Raw genomic sequence first — 22099 nt, 5'->3', positions numbered from 1 at the left:
CCTAGATACCTTTAGTATAGGGCCTGGAGGTGTCTATGAAACCTGGGGCGATTCATGAGTTAAAAAGCTTCCCTTGTCTATTCGTCATAGAAAATGAAGAGCGAGAGTCGCGCATTGGATACATAACTGATATTCGTGTACGCCAGAATACGGTTGTAATTCATTTCGAATTAGATCCGATACTGCCAGCGCTGAGAATTGGTGCTATCGAAGACATGAGGATTGATATTGATCTAGGTCGCTTTGAGCTATCGAGAACTCACTGGGCGGTAAAAGATGAACCGATCTTTGAAATTCTGCTAAGAAAAGGCCATATTTCACAGCAACAACTAGATGCTTCTCAAGCTATTAAAGTGCCACCTCCACCGGTAGTGCCACCGTCAGCACCGGGCGGTCAAATTGTGTTCAATACATCGCAAGTGTTTATTGTTCACGGCCATGATGATCTGGCAAAGCTGGAAATGGCAGACTTTATTGAGAGCTTAGGGCTTGAGCCAATAATTTTACATATGCAAGCCAGCTCTGGCCGCACAATAATAGAAAAAATAGAGCACTATTCAAACGTTGGATTTGGAATCGTTCTTTACACGCCTTGTGATGTTGGCTCAAAAGTTGGAGCTTTGAATGGCAGCTACCGAGCAAGGCAGAATGTGGTTTTCGAGCACGGTTATTTAATTGGAAAACTGGGGCGTCCTAGAGTTACAGCAATCGTGAAAGATACTGTTGAAACTCCAAACGATATAAGTGGTGTGGTTTACGTTGCTCTTGATTCACTAGGCAACTGGAAGGAAGAACTAAAAAAAGAGATGCGCAGTGTTGGCTATCAGGTATAAGCCTAACAATCGCAGGCACAGGGACAAAATTTCCGCTGCGCTCCAATTTTTCCTGTGCTTCGGGCGTTAGGAGCAAGGCGCTCCCAGGTGCTTTGCGATCCCCCAGTGTGGCCTTATCGCCTCTCTGCTGCAGGTGCTAGGCAACGGATACTCCGACCATGCCAGCACCCAGAACCAGCATCTCACGTGCCATAAATCCATTAATTTCTTATTGGGCTCGTGCAGTTTGTGCCTTGTGACTGTGCTTCATGCGTTGGCGCACCCAGGCAACGGTTATTGCGGTAATCAGGATGAACCCGATGTAGCCGAACACGGGATACACCATGCCGACCAGACTGACAAATCCAAACATGCTGCAGGCATAGGCAATGATGCCCGCTATTAAGGATCCAACGCGGAAAGACGTGGTATCGGCCGGCAAAAATCGGGATGAAAAAGAGTAGAGGCAGCCCACTGCGGTATTGAAAATCATCAGCAGAATGACGACCGACACCAGCGAGGAAAGCGCAGGGGAAACCTCTAGTGCCAAAGCCAGCATCGGCATGGGCGTATCGACTAGGCTGTCCAGGCGCGACAGCATGGCCAGACTGATTGTCATCATCAGCGCACCCAGGGTAATGCCGCCAATAATACCGCCCCAGGTTGCTTTGCGGCGGTCTTTTGCAGCACCGCTGGAGATGGCAAGAATCGCGACGCAGCCGAAGATGTTATACGAAACGTACAGCATGGCGCCCAGTGCCCAATGGCTGGTGGCTGCATTTTGGTCGAGCGCCAACTGGTTCAGTGTCGTCAGGTCGGTTTCTCGGGTTGCCAGTGCGTAGATGGCGATGCCCAGTGCCACCAGAATCAGCAGAGGAGTGATGCTGCTGATCAGCGTGAGCACTTTTTTCAGTTTGAGACAGGTGGCTGCAATTACCAGCAGAGTCACCAGCGCGCTGCCCAAGGCTGCAGGCAGGCCCAGCTTTTGTTCCAGCAGTGCACCGGCACCGGCCAGCATCACTACGGCTATGGCAAACATGAAAAATGTCATCAGCAAATCGATGGGTTTGCTAAGCCAGGGGCCACAGATAGCCCGTACAACTTCCTTGTGAGAAGTCGCTTGAAGCTCGCTACCCAGATTCGCCAGCGTCATGCCCAGGAAGATAAAAGCGGCAGTACTCAGCGCGACACCTGCCAGCCCCCAAACGCCGAAGCTAACAAAGAATTGAAGCAGCTCCTGGCCTGAAGCAAAGCCTGCTCCAACCAGAAATCCGACAAAAGCGCCCGCGATTTTCAATACATCTTTCATGATGCCAAACCCTCAGTTTCTTATTTTTGTGTGCCAGTTAGCTGGCTGAATCAGGCTTCACCGACCCAGGCTTGTACTTCTACTTCGACATCAACGCCCAGTGCTAGGCCTGCTGTCACGGTGGAGCGAACCGGCAGACCTGCTTCGAAATAGCGTTTGTAGACTTCGTTGAAGCCCGCAAAGTGCTTCATGTCCGACAGCCAGACGGTCGCTTTAACGACCTGCGCAAAGCTCGCGCCACAGTGTTCTAGGGACTCGCCGATACGGGCCATGACCGCTTCGGTTTGCTCTTCGATACTGCCTTTGACGACTTCGCCTTCAGCAGTCATGGGAATCTGGCCTGAAAGCATCAGGAAACCTCCCACGCGAACGGCACGGGAGAATGGGAAGGGCAAGTCGCTGGGGATACGTTCGATTGAATTGGACATGGGGTTATATCTCGTTGATGGCTATTGAGTGGCCGAGCCGCACGGGCGGCACGATAGAATCACAATTTCTCTTAAATGATAATTCTCGTAAAAGGGAATATCAAATGTGAGAACCTTAAAGTCAAGTTGTTTTCGGGATACACTAGGGCTTCGTATTCATAGTCAGGTCGAACCGCGAAGCTTTCATGCCAACAGACTCTCAATCCCAGCCGTCCGATACACTGATCGACCGAGTACTGGTCGGCTCTCGCCTAAGGGCTCACCGTAAACAGCAAAAATTCACCTTGAAACAGGTGTCTGAGAAGAGTGGTGTTGCGCTTTCAACGCTGTCGAAAATGGAGTTGGGGCAGGCAACTGTCAGCTATGACAAGCTTGCTGCTGCCGCACGTGTTCTGAATGTTAGCCTATCCCAGCTGTTCAACCCTGAATCGGGTGCAGACAGGTCAGATCAGCCAACGGTGGTCACCAGCAAAATTTCTGAGGCGACTGGGTATGCTACTGGCAGCTATGAATATCATCCTATTGCGGGTGAGTTTCCCGGTCGGAGCATGATGCCGGTTTATGCTCGGATTCAGGCGCGTGATCTGGGTGAGTTTGAAGACTTCATCCGCCACCCCGGAGAGGAGTTTGCCATGGTGCTATCGGGGCGCGTCTGCATTCACTTTGAAAATGGTGAAAGCATCAGCCTGGGTGAACGAGAAACGGCTTACTTCAACAGTTCCATCGGGCATATTTATCTGGCCGAGGGGGATGAAGATGCAGAAGTAATAGCTGTGATGTCGGAACCCAAAGAGGGCGATCTCCAAGGCTGAACCAGCTATCAGGCTTCGCCAATTTCGTGAAAACACAGAATGTAAAGTGGGAGACCCTGGCAGGCTCGTCCTCTTGTTTTGGCTGAAGCAGGTTACAGCGACTTGGCCAGTTCCAATGCTTCAGCAAAAGTGATCCGCTGACGGCTAAGTTTTGGTAGGATTGAGGAAAGAGGCGAGGAATGGTCGGGCACGTTCAATGAATTGGACGATAAGCGTGAGAAACTCAGAGGCCTGATTCGGCATCACCTACTGGCGCACCGCGCGAGATGAGGCCGAGACGGAAGCCAATCTGGATCGGGATATCCGACGGGCCAAGACGATTCTCTCGCTAGATGCAGCCATGAACAAAGTGGATCGTTTTCTAAAGATGCACAGCCCAAGCCTGGTGCATCACTACAGACCAAGTCGTTGAAACCCTGCGTTACGTCCTCAAAGCCTAAGCTCATGCGTCTCCCGCAACACCGTCACTGTATTAGCAGTGTTGTAGGAGGGCGGGCGCTTCAGCGCGCGATGATCACGCCACATAAGCAATCTAGCCACCCCGTAGCGCGGCGTAACGCTTGGCGAGGAACGAGCCAAAAGGCACCCGCACGGCGGCCCAGCGCGATGGCAGCACTGCTGCCCAAAGCCTGCTCCAGCTCAATTTTTCTTCAAAGCCACGTGACCTAAGCAAAATTTATCAATAAAGTATGATTAGATCGTAGAAACGAGCCGGCACGCGAATTTTGGATATGTTGCCATGCTGGGTAAATAAGATTATAAAACAGTGGTTTAAGATTTTTGGGGCGGCTAGATAACACCAATAAACGTGCTGGCATGTTCAAGGGTGTTATGCAGCAGGCTATATAATTACTGTTATGGCGCTCAGTAGATCTGCGGAAAATAATCAGAAAGGAATTCGGAAAAGATGATACGTAATTTTTACACTTGTGATAAAGAAGTCGACGAAAATAGCCATGATGGAGAAGGTTCAATAGATATCTATCGTGCATTCAGACGTAAAGATTTCGATGGTGCTTGGGACTTTGCCATCCGTGTCGTTATGCCACCGGGAAGCTCTATGGGTGAGCATACTCACGGAGACGATGAAGAAATGTATATCATTTTGAAAGGTGAAGGCACTATGACCATTGAAGGTGAGGACAGAAAGGTGGCTTCAGGAGATATGATAGTTAATAAACGTTTTGGCACCCATGGTTTGGTTAATACATCGGACAATGAAATTGAGTTACTAATAATCCAAGCAAGTCTAAAGTAAATCGCCATAACAAAGCGTTTAAGGCAGATTCGCAACGCGTGGCATTTTCGGTTTGATTCAGCTTAAGTGTTTACAGCACAATAGTTTAGGTTGGGTGGTTAGCGTTGCTCACTACTTAACGCGGCGTTATATGCAAGGAGAGTATCGTGGTGCCACCAATCGTAAAATCAGGTGAATGGCTTACAGCAAATACCCATTGAGGCTCTTTAACGTGGTAATTCACCGAGCCTTCTCCTGTTAGGTTGGTCGCCTTTTTGCTTAGCCAAACGGGCTGAGCTGGGGGGAAGACTCAATAAGTATCAAGTTAAAACACTCGAACATCGCTACGCGCCGCCAGTGTTTGAGATGTTAGCCACTTTTATTGTGTTGATGTCGGGGGAATGGTCAAGGCCGGCACGGCAATTGCTGACTCATCCGGTTCCTTTGCCCCATCTTCTTGAAGCATCTCAATGATCGCTTGCTTCAGCCAGTTGTGCCCGGCATCGCTCTCCCGCCGTGAGTGCCACACCATGCTGAACTCAAAAGGATCAATGGGGTAAGGCGGCGTGAAGAGCTGCAGTGGTGAGTCCTTCAGAAATAGATCAAAGCTGCGCCGAGCGGCCGTTAAGATCAAATCCGTATTTGGCACCACATGGCTGGCCACTCCCCAGTGGGGTAGGGTCATCGCAACCCGACGGCTGACGCCTTCTCTATGCAATGCGTTTTCTATCTCATTGCCTTCACTACTTTGCATGGCGACTAGGACATGCGGTCGCGAGAGCCACTGTGTTTTATCAAGATCGCCCGTTTTGGGCAGCGTGTTTTTATCCGCAGCACAAACGAAGTGCTCAATGAATAGCTTATGAGTACGTAACTCATCCGAAAGAGGCGGCTGAAACACGCCAAAAGCCATATCGATCTCCCCATCATGGACACCTGCCAGCATCGCGACGCGGCTGCCCTGAGAAACTTGCAGATCAATCCCTGGAGCTTCTGAACGCAATCGCCTAACCAAACCAGGAAGCACTACGCGAGCTCCATAGTCTGACAAGGCAAGCCGAAACACTCGTTTCTCATGGGCGGAGTCAAAGGCGGGCTGTTCAATCAGCGCGCCGAGCTGATGCAGTGCTTCTGTTAATTTCGGTAGCAATTCATTGGCACGTGAGGTGAGCTCCAGCTTGCCTGCTCGTCTCACCAGCAGCGGGTCGTCAAAGATGGCCCGCAGATTGGCGAGAGCATGGCTGACGGCCGGTTGGCTTTTATGTAAGCGCTGGGCCGCCCGCGACACGTGCTTTTCCACCAATAGCGCGTGAAGGGTAACCAGTAAGTTGAGATCAATGCGTCTTAAATTATTCATGAGACGAATACCGTAAAATAAAAAAATAAATTTCAATTTATGGCGTGAATCATAAAAGATAAAAGACCTTTTGCAATGTCTCAGGAGTCTTGTCATGAATTCATCTTTCACTTTAGTGGCGCTTGCGGCTGTGGCGGTTATCGCGGGTGCCTTGGTGCCTTTTCAAGCTGGCAGCAACGCTGAATTGGGCCGAGCGTTAGGCCACCCCCTTTGGGCGACACTGGTCTCTCTGGTTGTCAGTATGCTTGTCGTAATACCCATCGTGATTGTCATGCAAGTGTCTCCTCCTGCCCTGGGAGCTATCAGACACATACCGGCTTGGGCCTGGCTGGGCGGTGTAGCAGGAGTCATCTATATTTCGTCAGCGTTGGTTCTAGTACCACGCGTCGGGGCGACCAACTTCATTGTGTGTGTTATTGCAGGGCAACTGATTACTTCACTGTTGTTGGATTATCATGGCTGGTTGAATCTGCCCGTGAGGGAGGTCAGCATTGGGCGTTTGGCAGGTGTCACGCTGGTGCTGGTGGGTATGGTGACGGTGCAGTGGTTTTCGCCGACCATTGCATCGCCTCACCAGAGCTCTACACAGGTAGCAACTGAAGTCTCTGGAGCCGCTGAGTCCAAGGGATGACACTTCCGAACACCTGTAGAGATGAGTGCCCTGTTTGTAACTGCCCGCTGTTAACACTGGGCTTTTAACGTTGACTGATGAGGCACGGTGCCTAATAAGGCGACGGGAATGACTGCTTCTCTCCAGCTGTCATTCCCGCATGCTTTTAGCGGGAATCCATTTCTATTTAAGTACTCTAGCTTCGACTGAAAAGATCAAATTGGATTCCCGATAACCCCACTCGGGAATGACGGGGCTGAGTAGATTGGTTCATACTCCTCTGCATTCGCCAAGCCCCGACATCACCCGCTGAAAGAAGTCGATGCCCAAGCCCAAACACCTCCCGCAATGCAATCTGTTACTACATTAGTGATGTTGTGGGAGGGCGCTTTAGCGCGCGATGATTACGCCACATAAGAAATCTAGCCACCCCGTAGCGCGGCGTAACGCTTGGCGAGGAACGAGCCTAAAGGCACCCGCGATAGCTGCCCAAAATTTGCTCCAACTCAGTTTTTCTTCAAAGCCACGTGACCTAAGCAAAATTTATCAATAAAGTATGATTAAATCGTAAAAACGAGCCAGCACGCGAATTTTGGATATGTTGCCATGCTGGGTAAATAAATCTATAAAAACAGTGATTTATGATTATTTGGGTGGCTAGATAACACCAATAAACGTGCTGACATGTTCAAGGGTGTTATGTAGCAGGCTATATAATCGCTGTTATGTACTTAATTGCAGGGAGTAACTATCAACGATGAATCAGGAAAAACCAATAATATTTGTCAGTCATGCAGCAGCTGACACAGATATAGCGACTCGTTTCAAAGATGATGTTGAAAAGAGTTTCTTAGGTCTATGTAAGCTATTTGTTTCTTCGAATCTCGATAGCCTTCAAGGGGGCAGAGAATGGATGCAAGAAATAAAGCAAAACCTTTCTGAAGCCAAAATATTTATTGGACTACTTTCTCCAACAGCATTGAGTAGGCCTTGGATTTATACCGAATTTGGCGCGGGATGGATTCGTAACATTCCAACCATATCGATATGCCACTCTGGCTTGGATAAGGGGCAACTACCTGTGCCGCTCTCTCATTTTCAGGCATTAAACCTAACGGATAAGGTTCATTTAGAGCATCTTTACGGCCAAATTAGTCAAGCTATCGGATGCCAAATGCCCGAACGCTCTCTTGAATCAGACGTCGAGGCATATATTGAAATTACGGAAACTCATAGAAAACGGCGCATGTTTGGGGAGTGGGTTGCTCAGATAAATGTGTGGAATCCTGAGTTTAAAAACTTATTCAAAGGTGAGAAGGTCGAAATACTGATCCCAGGAGAAGCAGATCAGGCATTTCGTAGTTTTAAATTAGAAACTGAAGCAGCTGGATATCTGAAAATAGAATCCAAAGGTTTCTCTATGGGAACAAGAGTCGGTATGCAGGCAACCAACTGGGAGATTGAACCCGGTAATAACTTTGAAGAATTCAAAGCAAACGTCTCTGATAAAGTGCCTAACAGTGAAAGCGGCACATAACAAGGTGCTCGTTCGGACGCAAACTGCGCTGCGCTTTGTTTGCGACGCACAGCTTTAACGTTAGTTCTGGTCGTAGCAAAGGAAAATTTATCATATGAGTAGAGACTGGGAATCTGTATTCACAACTTGGGCTCAAGGCCCGAGTAAAACGGAACAGGAAAAAGCGGAGAACGCTGAACGCCAAATTAGGCAGGCTATTCAGGCAAGTCCAAAACTACAGAACCGAGATATCAGAGTATTTACCCAAGGCTCTTATCGAAATCGAGTAAACGTTCGCCAAGATAGCGATGTTGATATTGGGGTGGTCTGTTTTGATACTTTTTTCCCTGAATACCCCGACGATAATGTCAAAGCACTGCTGGAGAAAAGCTTCACTGATGGTGTTTATACGTACGCTACATTCAAAAATGAACTAGAGGAAGCTCTAGTTGCAAGATTTGGTCGCGCTGCTGTCTCAAGGGGCAGCAAATCATTTGATGTTAAAGAAAACACCTACCGAGTTGAGTCCGATGTTGCGGCTTTTTTTGAGCATAGAAGGTATACATCCTCTACAGCATACATCTCGGGCGTAGAAATGATACCTGATGATTATAAGCCACCTAGGGTAAGGAACTGGCCAGAGCAGCATTATGCTAATGGAGTTGCCAAAAATGATGCTACCAGCAGGCGGTATAAGCGAGTAGTTCGAATACTGAAAACTCTATCCAATGAGATGTCTGCAAACGGAATACAGTCCGCCAAAGATACTCCTAGTTTTCTCGTTGAGTGTTTGGTTTTTAATGCTTCCAATTCTCGCTTTAATTACATGACATTTAAGCAAATAGTTCGAGAAGTTCTTGCAGAGCTATTTAACAATACAATAACTGATGAAAAATGTTCAGAGTGGGGCGAGGTAAGTGAGCTTAAATATTTATTTAGGCCGTCTCAGCCTTGGACGAGACATGGAGCGCATAGATTTCTGAGTGATGCCTGGGACTACATAGGTTACGAATAATGTTAACACGACTCCATATTTCCACTTTCATAGGTCTGACGATTGCTGTCTGGCTTTTAGCGCTATGGATTCAAGGAATGCCTGTGCTGAGCGCGGATTTTGTGAAGCCATTTGGCATCGTTGTTGGTGTAATTACAGCTGTCGTTGCGCTTTTTAATAAATGCATGTGGTCATGGAAAATATTCAAAGGGTGGTATGTTAAGCGCCCTGACTTAAGAGGAACATGGAAGGTTGAGCTAAAAAGTAGCTGGGTAAACCCAGAGACTGGGGAGGAAATTGCACCTATCTATGGTTACGCAGTCATTCGCCAATCATTGACGTTCCTTAGCTTTCGCCTAATGACCAAGGAATCTAAGTCAGTGCTTGTGGCTCATAGTATTGAGCAGCAAGAAGATGATGACCTTTTTAAATTGGTAGGTGTATATCGCAATGAGCCAAAAATTGAGCTTCAAGGCGTGCGCAGCGAGATTCATCATGGCTCGTTTGCGCTAGAGGTTCATGGGGTGCCGGTTTACGAACTGGACGGTCATTACTGGACAGATCGTGCAACTAAAGGTGGAATGAAGCTCAGTGGTAGAGTGAAAAAACTCTACGATACATACGAACAAGCAGAGCGCGAGATTGGCAACTAACACCTATGAGCCTTCTGTCTGTCAATAGGCCGTAGTATTTTTATTGGCCGCGTAAGCGGTCAATATCAAGTCCCTGAGCCAGTGATCCTACTTCATCTGTCATCGTTGGCTGTGAATGGCTTACAGCAAACACCTATTGAGGCTCTCTTAGTGTGATCGTTAATCACTGCCAGACTAGGTCGCTCCCTGCAAGTTGGTCTGGGGCACTAGACATTCATCGGTTAACCAGCACCTGTCCTATTCAAAAAGCGGGTTACTCTACAGTCCCAGTTAGTTTCAGGTTCAGCGCCGGTGTAAGTTCACTCGCTCAGGGTATTGGTACACGCCAGCAGGATGGATAATCAAAGCGACGGGCTTCGAGTTGGGTGTAGAAGCAGGGTTTTAGGCCTGAATAACCAGTCAGCAGACACCCTGTTTCAGCACACTCCATGATGATCCAGTTAGACGTTGATCATCATCCTGCTGCGTGACTAACTCGTTAAAAAGCGTTGTTCATCAAATACCTTTTCGTTCTTTAACATGAAATAGACTGCACGCCCCAACTTGTGGGCCAGGGCCGATAAGGCTTTGGCTTTACCCATGCGTTTCTGGAAGCGTTGCAACAGCTTTTGTGCACCTGGATTACCGCGCAGATAAAGCACCGCAGCTTCAGAAAAAGCCCACTTTAGATGGGCATTACCAATCTTGTTGCCCTGGGTGCCATAGGTCTTACCGGCCGATTCGGCTTTGCACTTGATCAGTCGGGAATAGGAGGCAAACTTCTGAACAGATTCAAAACGTCGAATATCACCCACTTCATATAGAATGGTGAGGGCCAGAATACGGCCAACGCTGGGAATGGTTGTTAATAAGTGGTAGTAGGTCGACTGATGCTTTTTAGCCTGCTTTTCCAATAGCCATTCCACCTGGCTTAGTTCCCGGTGGTAGCACTCTAAAACGGCTATATCTAGATCGATATTGCGCTGAACAAGCTTGTCATCAAAGGTTCTGCCCAATTGTTCTCTGGCACTGACATTTTTTAAATTGACGTTGTTGGGTGGCAGGTTGTACTGACTCGTTGTGTTGACAAAATGAGCTTTGAGATCAGCGCCGTGGCGAACGAGCCCAGTTCGGCGGCGAGGCAGGTCACGGATAGCTCGCATGCTGGGTGTGTAGACATAAGCGAGGGGGAAGTTGCCACCGCGAATAAGCGCGGCAATTTTGTAAGAATCCACGCGATCATTCTTAGTTTTACCGCCATGAATGGCATTGGAAAGTACGTCCTGTGCTTTTCCCTTCGGGCCAGCTAAAGCTGTCCAAATTCTTTCCAGAAGAATTTGTTATATAAAGGGCATGACCGAGAATGAAAGCAATGCACTGGTCTTCACAGAAAACAGCGACCCAGTACCAGCAGTGCATGCATTCGACGCCGATCACTAGATCATCCAGGTAGGTGTCGATTAGCCGAAGTAGAGGTTCTGGGCTAGCGGGAATCTCTTTATGTAACAGGGTTTTGCCCTACTGATCCAGGATGCAGACATACAGGCTACGGGCATGCAGATCAATTCCACAGTAGTGACCGTGAGTGCTATTGTAAAAGTTCATTGAGTCTTCTCCTGTTAAGTTTGGTCGCCTTTTCAGCTTAGCCAAACAGGCTGAGCTGGGGGAGAAGGCTCAATGAGTATCAATCGGCTGTTGTCGGACGCGCCTACGCTGGCGCTCCGATGCGCCGCAAAGCCAAGGCGTTATGCCCCGAATGAATAGTGAGGAAGTATGAATAAAGTAGAGCAGTTCGAAGGTAAAGCACCGAAGATGCAAGGCGAGGGGGCTATTCACTACTTCCTGTGGACTGATGATAAAGGGGCTCTATACGTACAGATGTTTGAAAATGACGTAGACACCAAAAGCCCCGGCACGTTGAATCAATATTTATTCCCAATCGCTCAATACATTGATAAACGATGCAAGGATAGCCAGTTGAAAGTGACTGAAGGCTTGCTCGTTGACAATGGTGATCTGGGAAAAGTAGAGAACAATAATACCAGTGCATTCCTAAAAGCGGTGCTGAGGCACCTTTTTCCGTGCTCGAAGGAAGCATAACCAGTAGCATCAGTCGGACCGGTTTGTTTCGCTGTGCTACACAAACCGGCCGCTGCGCACGGCGTTATGTGCTCCTCTAGGAATCGACATGAGTTTTAAGTCATGGCGCAGTTATCTGACATTTAGGAATGCAGTAGATACAAAGCATCGTTTTATTTTAGATGATGAATCTATAGAGTTTCTAAATTCTATTGTGGATACCTGTGGGGAGCGTGAGTGTACAATACAGAAGGGTGCTACTGTTTGGCGGGCTCAAAACGGTCACACCTGGCGGCCATACTTCCAAACTGACCCTGATACAGATGAAGACATCCACGTAGATGATTTTCCGTGTCTTTTTCATCCGGACCGCATGAAACCACTCTCAGATAGTGCGGCCGAAGGGAGAGCCAACTCAAAGGGAATTCCACATCTTTATGTTGCTACAGACAAAGAAACTGCTATGGCTGAAGTTTGTCCTTGGTTAGGTGCGATTTTAACCGTGGCTTACTTGAAAATAACGAAAGACCTCAAGATCCTCGACTTCTCAGTAGATCACGGAAATAGTAATTTTAATTTGAAATACTTTTTCGAGGATCCAACCAATGAGGAAGTTATTAAAGCCGTCTGGCCCGACATAGATAATGCGTTTTCTAAACCTACAAAAGTCTCGGACTTAAAGTCAGAATATGCTCCAACTCAAATAATATCAGAGTTTATTAGGTCCAAAGGATACGATGGGATAGCTTATAAAAGCTCTCTGGCCGAAGGTCATAATATATGCCTCTTTGACCTTGATTCGGCAGAAGTTGTTAGATGTCTTATGTTTGAGCCCACTCGCCTAAAGTTCGAGTTCAAACAAGTTTAAGAGTATTAAGAGTTGAAGTATATTTAAAAGCACATAACAAGCGCATTTTGCCGGACTGGTTTTTCGCTGCGCTTCAAACCAGCCGCAAATGCGGGCGTTATATTTTTTATCTCTGGTAAGGTTTTCTATCTTTGATTTTTAGTATAAATTGAAGGCTGATAATTCATAACTATACGGAATTAAAAGTGAATAAAGGATCCACGGTTGCTGGACAAGCTGTCTACTCGAAGAAAGTGCTCTCAATATACGATTTCTGGGTTTTAGGAGTCTCAAATAACTTTTTTTGGAAATGCCCAACTAGAATTATTAGTGAGCAGTTTTCAATGTTAGTTACATCTAACCATTTAGATGTTGGTGTTGGCTCAGGTTATTACCTCAAGTATTATCTACCTCAATCAACAAAACGTATCGCTTTGCTAGATTTGAATCAAAATAGTCTTGATGCAACTTCAAAGGCAATCAATCATTTTCAACCGGAAGTTTACTGCGGGGATGTGCTTGATCCTCTTGAGTTAAATGTCGATAGATTTGACTCGATTAGTGTTAATTATTTGCTTCATTGCCTACCTGGAAATTTGATTGATAAAGGAATTATGTTTGAGCATCTATAAGACCATCTGAACGATGGTGGGGTATTGTTTGGCAGTACAATTTTGGGTAAGGGTGTAAAACTAAATTTTTTCGCTAATAAATTGATGGGTGTTTACAATAAAAAAGGGATATTTAGTAATAGCAACGACGATCTAGACTCATTGCTGTTATCGTTAAGCAAGCACTTTACTGATGTTAAGGTTGAAGTTATAGGATGTGTTGCGTTGTTCTCAGGTAAAAAAATATAACAAATTCATCAACACGATTTTCTACATTCGTCGTTGTCAGTCTGCCTTTAGTTTCAGTGATTAAGGCGTTAAAATTCAGCTAGGTCGTATAGTTGCAAACGTGTTATGCAGGCGTTGAGCCTGTAGAAAAACTCCGCTGACGCCTATGTTTTGGTAGGATCAAGAAAACAGGCGATGAGTGACTATCATGTCGCGTTTCAAGCTCTATAAACTACTAAGATCAGCTCCAACCCTGTACGTTTGTTAAACTTATCCGTTTTCCATGCCGAGTACCGCAACTGTGCGACTGCTCGGCTGGCTATGCTATTAATCCAGGCTATTCAAGGCGATCCACCGATATTATGGCGAGAAAAACACTCAGTTTGAAAACGAAAAGGCAGCTAGATGCCAAGCCCGCCGATGAAGTTGAAGATCCATTTCCTGATGATCCCGAAAAGCGTTTTTTAAATGGCGTCGCTATTCATCCTTGCCCACGTATTGTTTTAGAGCTTGGTTCTAAACAGCGTAGTGTGCGAGCGATGGATTTGATTACGCCTATTGGGATGGGGCAACGCGGGTTGATTGTTGCGCCGCCGGGCTCTGGCAAAACGACGATGTTAAAACATATCTGTCAGGCCGCGGCAGCAGCGTATCCTGATATAAAGCTGTATGCCTTGTTGATTGATGAGCGCCCTGAAGAAGTGACCGATTTTAAGCGCAGTGTGTCGGCAGACGTGCATGCATCGTCTTCAGACGAAAGCTACTCACACCATGTGCATTTGGCAAATAAGCTCCTTGAGACGGCGCGTAAGCAGGCAGGCGAGGGTCATGATGTGATGATTGTGATCGATTCGCTTACGAGACTGTCGCGGGTTCATAATGCCGAGCAGCGCGGCAATGGTCGTACGATGTCGGGTGGGCTGGATAGCCGAGCGATGGAAATACCACGAAAACTGTTTGGCGCTGCGAGGAAGATCGAAAACGGCGGATCGCTCACCATTCTGGCCACTGTGCTGGTGGATACCGGAAGCCGTATGGATCAGGTGATTTTCGAGGAGTTCAAGGGCACGGGCAATATGGAAATCGTGCTGTCACGGGAAGTGGCAAGTCAACGGATTTTCCCAGCGATAGATATTGCCAAAAGCAGCACTCGCCGAGAAGAGCTATTGATTGATGCGAAAGATATTGAAAAAGTACGCGCATTGCGTCGAGCGTTGACACATCTTAAGCCAGTAGAAGGCGCGCAGAAGTTGCTTGAGTTATTGGATAAATATCCAGCTAATGCCGAGCTGTTAGATGCGTATTTACCCGCCTCGTAAATGTATGCGATCAAGAAGCTCACTTTTGTAAGAGGTGAGCTTCTTTGTTAAGGCTTAACGACTGCTTTTTTTAGCATGGTTCAAGTTGGAAGCAGGTACTGCTTTTTTAACCGGAAAGCCCTCAACCTCTTTGCGCTCAATCGTATTTTTCAGCCGCTTTTCAATCGCACAAAGGTTTTTAAAGTCACTGATGTCGACAAGAGAGATGGCTTCACCTGAGGCGCCTGCACGGCCGGTTCGGCCAATGCGGTGGATGTACTCTTCTGGCTGAAAAGGTAAATCGTAATTCACCACACGGCTCAGTTCACCGATATCCAACCCCCGAGCGGCTACACCCGTAGCCACTAGGTACTTCAGTTCGCCAGTTTTGAACTGCGCCAAAATCTTTTCGCGCATGGCCTGGCTTCTGCCGCCATGAATGGAATCCGCTTGAATACCGCGTTTTTCCAGTTGAGCAACCAGCTTGGCTGCACTGTGTTTTTTCTCGACAAAAATAAGCGCCTGATCCCACGCTTGCTCGTTGATCAAGTGGCTCAACAGGGCAGACTTGGTGTCTTTGTCTACCGTGATTAGCCACTGTTTGATAGTGGCGGCGGCGCGAATGCTGGGAGAGATGGAGATGTCAGCCGCTAGGTCGGTCATCTTACTATCTGAAAAACCGTAGGCGAGGGCGCGAACGTCGCCGGTCATGGTGGCTGAAAAAAGTAGGTTCTGACGATTTTCAGGCAGGCGTACTAAGATTTTGTGGATGTCATCGACAAAACCCATGTCGACCATTCTGTCCGCTTCGTCCAGCACCATAACTTCAAGTTCATCAAAGTGCAGCGCACGCTGATGCGCCAAATCCAGCAACCTGCCCGGCGTGGCGACCAGAATATCCACTCCTTCGATTAGTCGCTCTTTTTGAGGCTCGGTATCTACACCGCCATACACGGCCATAGAGGTTAACTGCGTGTGTTTAGCGTATTGAGCCACATTGGCTTCGACCTGAACCGCTAACTCACGGGTCGGCACCAGAATCAGCGCGCGTATGCGCTTGCCGCGCAACGCTTCCGCTTGGCTGAATCGTTCTAGCAGTGGCAGAACAAAGGCCGCGGTTTTGCCTGTACCTGTTTGTGCGGTGGCGATTAAGTCTTTGCCCGAAAGAATGGTAGGAATCGCTTGTTCCTGGATGGGCGTTGGCGTTTTGTAACCGAGTTCGGTAATCGCTTGAACAAGAGGACGGGATAAGCCTAGTTTTGAAAATGGCATGAGGTGCTCAGACAGATGGTCGTCAGGTGTGTCGAAAATAAAAGATGAGGCAGTATAGCGTAAAAGCAGCCGTTCATTGCTCGAATAGAGCAATTAGCTTCATAGTGCCAAATGGCGAAGTTTATGATGAAATGACAGACATTAATTAAATAAATGGTAAGTGATATCTTGTAATACGTTTTGTTTTTTATGATTTTTTTAATTTCGAACGCTGTGTATTTGAATTATGATTAGCTTTAACTAAGTAGATTAGCTTTTACTAAATAGCTGGCCACTGCAGCGGAGGCGTTTTCGGCCTCGCATATTTTCGAGCCACAATTGCGGGTGCGCTGCGCTTACCACGCACTACAAAATCAAACGATGGCACGTTTGTGCGCGGCGTAACGCTTGGCGAGAAGCGAGCCATAAGGCACCCGCGATGGCAGCGCTGCGCATTCAATTAATATCTGATCGTGTGGTCTATTCACTGTGAAGGTTGAAGGAGGGCATGTGAAAAAGGAGGAAGCGTGCATCATTTAGCAGCCCAATGGATAGTGGGATTACTGAGAGAAAGGAGTATTCCTTTTCTGATCTGCGGGGGGCTCGCAGCAAAGGGGTATGGCTCTGAGCGTGACCTTAATGACATCGACCTGTTTGTCCCTGGTGAGCACTTTGCGTCAGTGGTTCAGGCCGGTCAGGAGTTTATATCCAAAGCTGCCGCTCACCGCCAGGAGGAAGGCTGGGATCTAACCTACGTCCAGTTCAAATATGAAGGTATTAAAGTGGAGGTAGGTAACGCTGACGGCTCGCAAATTTTCGATGCAAGTAACGAAACCTGGGTACCGCTCAACATAGATTTTTCTCGCTATGTAACCGTGCATTTGTTGGGTCTTGAGCTTCCTCTTATGCTGAAGGACGATCTGGTTCGGTATAAATCTGCACTCGCACGGCCGGTGGATATCGAAGATATCTGCGCCATCCGTGAGAACGAGGAACCAGGCAATTCACCGAGTGATGGGTGTTAGGTATTCGAGGAGAGGGAGTGTTAGAAATACTAACTAGGGAAGTGCGTCTGCGCAGCAGAGTATTCCCTGTTGCTAGCTACGAATGCGCTGTCTAATCACTGCTAGGTGATTTATGGACAATTTCAACTAAAAAACGTATAAAATACACGCTCGCGGCTGCACATGAATTTCAGTCAACTTTAGAGAAATACGATGATTGTAGAAAGTGTGCTTCCTGAAAATTATGCGGAGATGCTTAATGTTTGGGAAGAGTCAGTCCGAGCAACTCATGACTTTATATCGGAAGAAGATATTGAGTTTTTTAAACCAATTATCATTGAGCAGGCGTTTCCCGCTGTTACATTGAGGTGCGTTAAAGATGAACGTGGTTCAATTCTAGGTTTTTTGGGTGCTCAAAATTCAAAGGTTGAAATGCTATTCATCTTGAATGAAGCGCGAGGGAAAGGCATTGGTAAAGCACTACTGCAATATGCGATTGAGCAGTTAGGTGCAACCAACGTGGACGTCAATGAACAAAACCCACAGGCTGTTGGATTTTACGAGCATATGGGGTTCAAGGTAGTTTCACGCTCACCCCTTGATGATATGGGAAAACCCTTTCCAATTCTGCATATGACACTTTAAGGCTCGATTTGTGGTAACCAAGCTTGCTAGAAGAAACGCCCGAGGCTAATAACTTTGGGCGTTTCCGTATGGGGTAAGAAAACCTCAGAACAGCGTGTTCGAGGTAGATTCGCAACGCTTGGCGGTTTTTTGGTTTCAGTCAGCTGTATAATGGTGGTCGTGTTGCTCACTGCTTGAAGCGGCATTAGGGCGCACTCATAATTTGAGGATTGTATGAATATTGAAACTCAGAACCTTATCATACGGCCACTCTTGTTTAGTGACGTGGAAGATGTTTTTGAATATATGTCTGACGCCGAAGCTACTCATTATTTGGCTGAAGGTGTAATGTCAAAAGAGGCGGTTAAATCATTTGTTAATGAAACAGAAAAGGCCTTCGCGATATACCATAAACAGGAAAAAAGGTTGGTTGGTCATATTGAGTTTTATGCTTGGTTTGGAGATCATACCTATGAAATCGGCTGGATCGTTAATCCCAAGTACCAAAAGCAAGGCATTGCTTATGAAGCGGCTTCTTGTGTGCTAAACCATGGTTTCACTAAACTTGGCCTTCACCGTGTGGTGGCGACTGCCCAACCAGAAAATCCGGCTTCATATCTTTTGATGGAAAAACTGGGCATGGTTAGGGAAGGTTATTTTAGGCAATGCATTCCGAAAGGTGAGGGAGTATGGTGGGATGAATATTTCTATTCTATGCTCGATTCAGATTATAGAAATCCCTAACCTCCTTGCTCTAATAAGGCGTTTAGAAGTTAATTATCAATGCTTGGCGTTTTAGTTTTGAATTGGCTTAAGTGGTTACGGCACAATGATCTAGCTAAAATGGTAGGTTGTTCCCATCTTAACGTGGCCTTAGCTACTTGAAAGAAGAGATGTTTGAAAGCAGAGTCGCTTAAAAGAAGAGCTATTTGAAAGAAGGAGAGTGCTAATGAAAAACAGTGTCGAAAATACGGAACAGCTGGCCGCTATAAATCAGAAAGTCGTTAGCGGTGGGGAAGTCCTCCCTTCAGTTCATCTAAAAGATGGCAGTAAGGTTCAGACGGGAACGGTTGCAACGATGCTCTATAACATTAATCTTTATAACGCTGGCGAGCGAGGCCAAGTAGAAAAAGAGCTTGAACTTGCCGTTCCAACGCTTGTGAAGGTTGGCCTGTTTGATCTTTTTCCTATTGAGGACTGGATTGCGGGTGATAATCCCGGTCGACGCTTTGTAGGTGAATGCGCAAAAACGTATTTGGCTCGTGTTGGCAGCTAAATATGGGCGTTAGCCGTAGGCTACAGGTTTGAGGGGCTTTTGCCGTCCGCTGGCTAGCTCTTCATGAATACGGTTCTTTATGGATACGCTGAGTGGCTTGGCTATCTTGTTGAGCAACGCTCTTAGCCGCCACGAAGCGCATTTTGCAGGTCAAGCTAACTGCGAAATATCGACCGCAATCCGTTGGTCCACCTTGTCCTCTCGCCACTGGTCCAGATCGAGCAACCATAGGCTATGTGGACGCATTTCATAGAAACGTCTTCGTCCGCCTTCGAGAAATTCTGTGAGTGGCAGTTGCCAGGATTTTCTTAATTCTGGATCGGGAAAGTTCAAGCGGTAGTACAAGGTATGGATAGCCTCTGCTTCTTCATCGGGCAGGGCGCGTCCATCTCCAAGGAGCTGCAAACCATCTAAGCCTGCGGGGGGTGATAACTCGCCGAGATCGGTGCGAAAGATTGAACCCGACAGCATGGGTTGTCGCTCGATGTTAATCGAATGTTGAGCCTGGGTCATGGAGTACCAGATAAGGCGCAGTGGAGAGCGAAGCACCACATAGTTGACGGTGGATGCCCAAGGCGTTCCAGTATCGTTACAGGTGGCCAATGTGATGAAAGAGGCTGTATCCAGAAGTCGGTTCGCACGTGTGTGTAGCGTTGTTGTTGTATGCTCCGTCATTCTTAACTCTCCAGTTGAATATCGTTCATGAGTCGGGAGTCAATGATTTCCCACCATTTTTCCTGTTCGATCCGCCTTGCCTCCCACTCTGGGTCCTTGGAGCGCTGTGAAACTGCCTTGCGGTAGGCGCCCCAGGCAGCTTCGTCTTCGAAAGCTACCGAGTGCTCCAGGCAGTGCACGTTATTACCGATAACGTAGTTGAACCAACGGGGCTCATGAACCATGTCCAAGCCATCGTAGAACCATGACTGGCGTGAGCGTATCCACTCCCAGAACTCTTTTGTGTGGGTTCGTGCATGCTCGGTTGGCTGAAGAATATAGACTAGATGAAGCATGAATCTCTCCTATTATCAGATGATTCCATCGTTGAACCATTCCGAGGTCAGGTGTTTGCGAAACCTGTTCTGGTGACTGTCAACAACAGCGAAGTTGTGCTTCTTCACAAGGTCGTCCGCTAACTTTTCTTTTCTAAAAATTGCGACGGTGGCGAGCGGCTCGATGCATCCTCCACGTTTTGCTTTAGCATCCAAGGCTGAAACTGAGAGATGGGATGTTTTTAAGCCATATTTGGGTGCGTATCTTAAAGGTGCGTAGTAGCTGAGAACGAAGTAACGGAAGTCATCCTTTTCTTCCGTGTAGTCGGAACCGAAATATCGGGCGTGAAGCGAGTTTCCGAAACGATAAAATATGGTGGCAGCATTAATCTTCCCCTTGTTTCGAGAAAGGGCAACGATTGAGTGATCAATGGCTTTGGACTGGTGTTGACTCATGAAAACCTTGCGCATCCATGATTCTCCAGTGGTCGCACCGTGTTTGGATCGATTCATGGCAACAAGGTTGACCAGTATTTCCTCTAGTGCTGGCGTAATGGGTGACCACTCTATTTGGTTTCCCTGATTGTGAAAGGCATTTATTTCGGCTCGTGTGCGTGTTCGATAGTGTTTCTTCCAGGACGAGATGGTGTCGTCTAAGCCTCCTGGTGAGATGTGCTGGGAAGCTTCGGCATCATGAAGCAGCACTTGTGCATCAGGGTGGTGTGAGGCGACATACAGGGCTCTTTTCAACGGCATATAGGGCAGTAGAACGCCAGCCAGTCCATCATGATTGGCTTTGTTTTGGAGCTCATGAAGCAGCAGTGCCAGCGCTTCTTGATGACGAGCTCCATGGCCGCAAATCAGCTCATTATGCGTAGAGCGGTATGCCCCCACCCACAGAAATTTTTCCTTCCATGGCCCTGGCAACTCTGTAAACCAGTGTGAGGGGGAAAACAGGGGATCGTCAGGCTGTCCTTCCCATATCGGGCAGCCTGCCAAAAGCCCTCCTGGGCCGAAAACTGTCAAGACAGAGCGTGGTCGACTGAAGTATTCGAGAGACTGTAACCATCTGTAGCTATTAAAAAAATTGCTGTCTTCGACCAATGAGTCCCACTCGTGATGGTCAAGAAAGCTGATCGAATTGAACCAGCGGACCCAAACGGCTCCGAAGGGAGGCAGGGAGGTGGTGGTGGACACGGGAGGTGTCAGCACGTTCACACTCCTTTGTGTCCTGAGAGAATGATTGAGTGTGGGCATGTTTGATAAGCTTCCCAGAAACTGCTCTTGTGAGCCTCGTTGCCCTCATCTGTTACCTGAAAGTTTTGCCATTCTATATTTTTCACGCCAGATTGTTCCAAGGCGCTAGTTAATGCCTCACTCGACCAGTAGTAAGCCGTTACAAAGTCATCATAGGGGGGCTTGCACAAGTGAAGTTTCAGCGGCGTTTCGTCAGTTCTAGGAGTGGTAGTGCTGCTGATGAGGTCGAAACCGTAGGGGCGATAGTAAGATGTTTGTAGCGCGTAGTTCGGGTGAAGAGGAAGTGTTACGAGACGACCGCCTGGTATTATGGGGCGCACCATATCACCGCACAATTCCATAAGGCCCGCTAAGTTTTTCGCGTAGGGTAAAGTATATACAGAAAGAACAATATCAAAATGATTCCCTGGGATACTGTCTTTATTATCAAGATATGAGATGCCATGTTGCTCTTTCTCTTCGCGACGACGCGCGTAACTTATCATCCCCGAAGATATATCGTAGCCGACGACTTCCTTGGCGCCATGTTTTTTTAACAGCCGGGTATAGAAGCCACTTCCACAGCCAAAATCAAGAATAGAAAGCCCGCTAAGATCTCCGAGAGTTTCAATAGTGGAAGGTATCTCGCAGTACTTTCGAAATGGCCATTCGGCCATTTTTTCATATAAGGCGGCAAGCTCGTCAAATTGTTGTGACATTTATCTACTCCCTACGCATGTACACCTGAAGGTTCACTTTATTTAACATAGCAACAACCTTAAAATTTGATGTTTTTTTTCTTTGCTTAATGTAATTTTTTAATTCATTATCTAATAATTATTAAGTTAGGTTCTTATCTTACTAATAGTTATTGGGATCAACCGCGACGTCGACTTGAATCGCCCCAGGTTTCATAGACACCTCCAGGCCCTATACTAAAGGTATCTAG

General features: G+C 47.3%; 23 protein-coding genes and 1 pseudogene. 15 read left to right on the top strand and 9 right to left on the bottom strand.

Annotation, left to right across the window (positions count from 1 at the left end; genetic code table 11):
- Window positions 1-35 precede the first annotated feature (35 nt).
- Entirely contained in the window at window positions 36-833 is a 798-nt protein-coding gene (locus JFC11_RS18725; protein ID WP_198350258.1) for a TIR domain-containing protein, read from the top strand.
- Window positions 834-1041: 208 nt separating this feature from the next.
- Here JFC11_RS18725 and JFC11_RS18720 read toward each other — a convergent pair whose 3' ends face one another.
- Window positions 1042-2121: a YkvI family membrane protein gene (locus tag JFC11_RS18720; protein WP_198350257.1), complete on the bottom strand. Its 1080-nt coding sequence runs from the start codon at window positions 2119-2121 to the stop codon at window positions 1042-1044.
- 50 nt (window positions 2122-2171) lie between these two features.
- On the bottom strand, window positions 2172-2549 hold the full coding sequence (locus tag JFC11_RS18715; protein WP_198350256.1) for a RidA family protein: 378 nt from the start codon (window positions 2547-2549) through the stop codon (window positions 2172-2174).
- Window positions 2550-2734: 185 nt separating this feature from the next.
- Between JFC11_RS18715 and JFC11_RS18710 the strand changes: the two genes are divergently transcribed.
- Window positions 2735-3361, top strand: coding sequence for a helix-turn-helix domain-containing protein (locus JFC11_RS18710; RefSeq protein ID WP_051626445.1), 627 nt, complete (start codon window positions 2735-2737; stop codon window positions 3359-3361).
- Window positions 3362-4268: 907 nt separating this feature from the next.
- Window positions 4269-4619 (top strand): cupin domain-containing protein, encoded by a 351-nt coding sequence (locus JFC11_RS18705; RefSeq protein ID WP_038483440.1) that lies wholly within the window; start codon window positions 4269-4271, stop codon window positions 4617-4619.
- A gap of 358 nt (window positions 4620-4977) precedes the next feature.
- Here JFC11_RS18705 and JFC11_RS18700 read toward each other — a convergent pair whose 3' ends face one another.
- On the bottom strand, window positions 4978-5955 hold the full coding sequence (locus JFC11_RS18700) for a LysR family transcriptional regulator (RefSeq protein ID WP_232482979.1): 978 nt from the start codon (window positions 5953-5955) through the stop codon (window positions 4978-4980).
- 94 nt (window positions 5956-6049) lie between these two features.
- On the opposite strand from JFC11_RS18700, the gene JFC11_RS18695 reads away from it, so the two are divergent.
- The 4 genes from JFC11_RS18695 (at window position 6050) to JFC11_RS18680 (ending at window position 9728) form a co-directional block, all read left to right on the top strand.
- The gene (locus tag JFC11_RS18695; protein ID WP_198350255.1) at window positions 6050-6586 is read left to right on the top strand and encodes a DMT family transporter; all 537 of its coding nucleotides are present in this window, start codon (window positions 6050-6052) and stop codon (window positions 6584-6586) included.
- A gap of 736 nt (window positions 6587-7322) precedes the next feature.
- Window positions 7323-8102, top strand: a complete 780-nt coding sequence (locus JFC11_RS18690; protein WP_198350254.1) for a toll/interleukin-1 receptor domain-containing protein — start codon at window positions 7323-7325, stop codon at window positions 8100-8102.
- 94 nt (window positions 8103-8196) lie between these two features.
- Window positions 8197-9096 carry a nucleotidyltransferase domain-containing protein gene (locus JFC11_RS18685; RefSeq protein WP_198350253.1) on the top strand — a complete coding sequence of 300 codons (900 nt, stop codon included), beginning with the start codon at window positions 8197-8199 and terminating at the stop codon, window positions 9094-9096.
- Window positions 9096-9728, top strand: coding sequence for a Cap15 family cyclic dinucleotide receptor domain-containing protein (locus tag JFC11_RS18680; RefSeq protein WP_198350252.1), 633 nt, complete (start codon window positions 9096-9098; stop codon window positions 9726-9728). Before JFC11_RS18685 ends, JFC11_RS18680 begins: the two co-directional genes overlap by 1 nt.
- A 470-nt stretch (window positions 9729-10198) precedes the next feature.
- Here the strand turns inward: JFC11_RS18680 and JFC11_RS18675 are convergent.
- Window positions 10199-11201 (bottom strand): annotated as a pseudogene (locus tag JFC11_RS18675) (IS110 family RNA-guided transposase).
- Between the two features lie 279 nt (window positions 11202-11480).
- Here JFC11_RS18675 and JFC11_RS18670 point away from each other — a divergent pair.
- The 4 genes from JFC11_RS18670 (at window position 11481) to rho (ending at window position 14791) form a co-directional block, all read left to right on the top strand.
- Entirely contained in the window at window positions 11481-11807 is a 327-nt protein-coding gene (locus tag JFC11_RS18670) for a hypothetical protein (protein WP_198350251.1), read from the top strand.
- Between the two features lie 88 nt (window positions 11808-11895).
- On the top strand, window positions 11896-12654 hold the full coding sequence (locus tag JFC11_RS18665; protein ID WP_198350250.1) for an RES family NAD+ phosphorylase: 759 nt from the start codon (window positions 11896-11898) through the stop codon (window positions 12652-12654).
- Between the two features lie 185 nt (window positions 12655-12839).
- Window positions 12840-13265, top strand: coding sequence for a class I SAM-dependent methyltransferase (locus JFC11_RS19045; protein ID WP_319618841.1), 426 nt, complete (start codon window positions 12840-12842; stop codon window positions 13263-13265).
- A 569-nt stretch (window positions 13266-13834) separates the two neighbouring features.
- Window positions 13835-14791 carry a transcription termination factor Rho gene (gene rho / locus JFC11_RS18655; RefSeq protein ID WP_198350249.1) on the top strand — a complete coding sequence of 319 codons (957 nt, stop codon included), beginning with the start codon at window positions 13835-13837 and terminating at the stop codon, window positions 14789-14791.
- Between the two features lie 54 nt (window positions 14792-14845).
- On the opposite strand, the gene JFC11_RS18650 is transcribed toward rho, so the two are convergent.
- A complete protein-coding gene (locus JFC11_RS18650; RefSeq protein WP_198350248.1) occupies window positions 14846-16042 on the bottom strand; it encodes a DEAD/DEAH box helicase in 1197 nt (398 codons plus the stop codon).
- Between the two features lie 506 nt (window positions 16043-16548).
- Here JFC11_RS18650 and JFC11_RS18645 point away from each other — a divergent pair.
- The 4 genes from JFC11_RS18645 to JFC11_RS18630 all read left to right on the top strand — a co-directional run bounded on the left by JFC11_RS18645 (window position 16549) and on the right by JFC11_RS18630 (window position 18925).
- Window positions 16549-17046 carry a nucleotidyltransferase gene (locus JFC11_RS18645; protein ID WP_198350247.1) on the top strand — a complete coding sequence of 166 codons (498 nt, stop codon included), beginning with the start codon at window positions 16549-16551 and terminating at the stop codon, window positions 17044-17046.
- 192 nt (window positions 17047-17238) lie between these two features.
- On the top strand, window positions 17239-17670 hold the full coding sequence (locus tag JFC11_RS18640) for a GNAT family N-acetyltransferase (protein ID WP_198350246.1): 432 nt from the start codon (window positions 17239-17241) through the stop codon (window positions 17668-17670).
- A gap of 213 nt (window positions 17671-17883) precedes the next feature.
- On the top strand, window positions 17884-18393 hold the full coding sequence (locus JFC11_RS18635; RefSeq protein WP_198350245.1) for a GNAT family N-acetyltransferase: 510 nt from the start codon (window positions 17884-17886) through the stop codon (window positions 18391-18393).
- 205 nt (window positions 18394-18598) lie between these two features.
- On the top strand, window positions 18599-18925 hold the full coding sequence (locus JFC11_RS18630) for a DUF7709 family protein (RefSeq protein WP_198350244.1): 327 nt from the start codon (window positions 18599-18601) through the stop codon (window positions 18923-18925).
- Window positions 18926-19075: 150 nt separating this feature from the next.
- Here the strand turns inward: JFC11_RS18630 and JFC11_RS18625 are convergent, their stop codons facing one another.
- The 4 genes from JFC11_RS18625 to JFC11_RS18610 are packed head-to-tail and all read right to left on the bottom strand — an operon-like array spanning window position 19076 to window position 21869.
- Window positions 19076-19600, bottom strand: coding sequence for a pyridoxamine 5'-phosphate oxidase family protein (locus JFC11_RS18625; RefSeq protein WP_038483479.1), 525 nt, complete (start codon window positions 19598-19600; stop codon window positions 19076-19078).
- A 2-nt stretch (window positions 19601-19602) separates the two neighbouring features.
- Window positions 19603-19935 (bottom strand): hypothetical protein, encoded by a 333-nt coding sequence (locus JFC11_RS18620; RefSeq protein ID WP_038483482.1) that lies wholly within the window; start codon window positions 19933-19935, stop codon window positions 19603-19605.
- A 15-nt stretch (window positions 19936-19950) separates the two neighbouring features.
- The gene (locus JFC11_RS18615; protein WP_198350243.1) at window positions 19951-21126 is read right to left on the bottom strand and encodes a peptidogalycan biosysnthesis protein; all 1176 of its coding nucleotides are present in this window, start codon (window positions 21124-21126) and stop codon (window positions 19951-19953) included.
- Window positions 21127-21128: 2 nt separating this feature from the next.
- Window positions 21129-21869, bottom strand: coding sequence for a class I SAM-dependent methyltransferase (locus JFC11_RS18610; protein WP_198350242.1), 741 nt, complete (start codon window positions 21867-21869; stop codon window positions 21129-21131).
- Between the last annotated feature and the right edge of the window lie 230 nt (window positions 21870-22099).

Source organism: Vreelandella alkaliphila (genome assembly GCF_016107625.1).
In the GTDB taxonomy this organism is placed as follows: domain Bacteria; phylum Pseudomonadota; class Gammaproteobacteria; order Pseudomonadales; family Halomonadaceae; genus Vreelandella; species Vreelandella alkaliphila.
Note: the sequence above shows the minus strand (reverse complement) of the source record. Positions and strands in the feature narration are given on the sequence as shown.

Bases quoted from the DNA above. Each gene is read 5' to 3' on its own strand.
- JFC11_RS18625 (WP_038483479.1), bottom strand. From the start codon at position 19,600: ATGACGGAGCATACAACAACAACGCTACACACACGTGCGAACCGACTT.
- JFC11_RS18690 (WP_198350254.1), top strand. From the start codon at position 7,323: ATGAATCAGGAAAAACCAATAATATTTGTCAGTCATGCAGCAGCTGAC.
- JFC11_RS18635 (WP_198350245.1), top strand. From the start codon at position 17,884: ATGAATATTGAAACTCAGAACCTTATCATACGGCCACTCTTGTTTAGT.
- JFC11_RS18695 (WP_198350255.1), top strand. From the start codon at position 6,050: ATGAATTCATCTTTCACTTTAGTGGCGCTTGCGGCTGTGGCGGTTATC.
- JFC11_RS18685 (WP_198350253.1), top strand. From the start codon at position 8,197: ATGAGTAGAGACTGGGAATCTGTATTCACAACTTGGGCTCAAGGCCCG.
- JFC11_RS18715 (WP_198350256.1), bottom strand. From the start codon at position 2,549: ATGTCCAATTCAATCGAACGTATCCCCAGCGACTTGCCCTTCCCATTC.
- JFC11_RS18610 (WP_198350242.1), bottom strand. From the start codon at position 21,869: ATGTCACAACAATTTGACGAGCTTGCCGCCTTATATGAAAAAATGGCC.
- JFC11_RS18700 (WP_232482979.1), bottom strand. From the start codon at position 5,955: ATGAATAATTTAAGACGCATTGATCTCAACTTACTGGTTACCCTTCAC.
- JFC11_RS18720 (WP_198350257.1), bottom strand. From the start codon at position 2,121: ATGAAAGATGTATTGAAAATCGCGGGCGCTTTTGTCGGATTTCTGGTT.
- JFC11_RS18665 (WP_198350250.1), top strand. From the start codon at position 11,896: ATGAGTTTTAAGTCATGGCGCAGTTATCTGACATTTAGGAATGCAGTA.
- JFC11_RS18680 (WP_198350252.1), top strand. From the start codon at position 9,096: ATGTTAACACGACTCCATATTTCCACTTTCATAGGTCTGACGATTGCT.
- JFC11_RS18650 (WP_198350248.1), bottom strand. From the start codon at position 16,042: ATGCCATTTTCAAAACTAGGCTTATCCCGTCCTCTTGTTCAAGCGATT.
- JFC11_RS18725 (WP_198350258.1), top strand. From the start codon at position 36: ATGAAACCTGGGGCGATTCATGAGTTAAAAAGCTTCCCTTGTCTATTC.
- rho (WP_198350249.1), top strand. From the start codon at position 13,835: ATGGCGAGAAAAACACTCAGTTTGAAAACGAAAAGGCAGCTAGATGCC.
- JFC11_RS18705 (WP_038483440.1), top strand. From the start codon at position 4,269: ATGATACGTAATTTTTACACTTGTGATAAAGAAGTCGACGAAAATAGC.
- JFC11_RS18630 (WP_198350244.1), top strand. From the start codon at position 18,599: ATGAAAAACAGTGTCGAAAATACGGAACAGCTGGCCGCTATAAATCAG.
- JFC11_RS18710 (WP_051626445.1), top strand. From the start codon at position 2,735: ATGCCAACAGACTCTCAATCCCAGCCGTCCGATACACTGATCGACCGA.
- JFC11_RS18670 (WP_198350251.1), top strand. From the start codon at position 11,481: ATGAATAAAGTAGAGCAGTTCGAAGGTAAAGCACCGAAGATGCAAGGC.
- JFC11_RS18620 (WP_038483482.1), bottom strand. From the start codon at position 19,935: ATGCTTCATCTAGTCTATATTCTTCAGCCAACCGAGCATGCACGAACC.
- JFC11_RS18640 (WP_198350246.1), top strand. From the start codon at position 17,239: ATGATTGTAGAAAGTGTGCTTCCTGAAAATTATGCGGAGATGCTTAAT.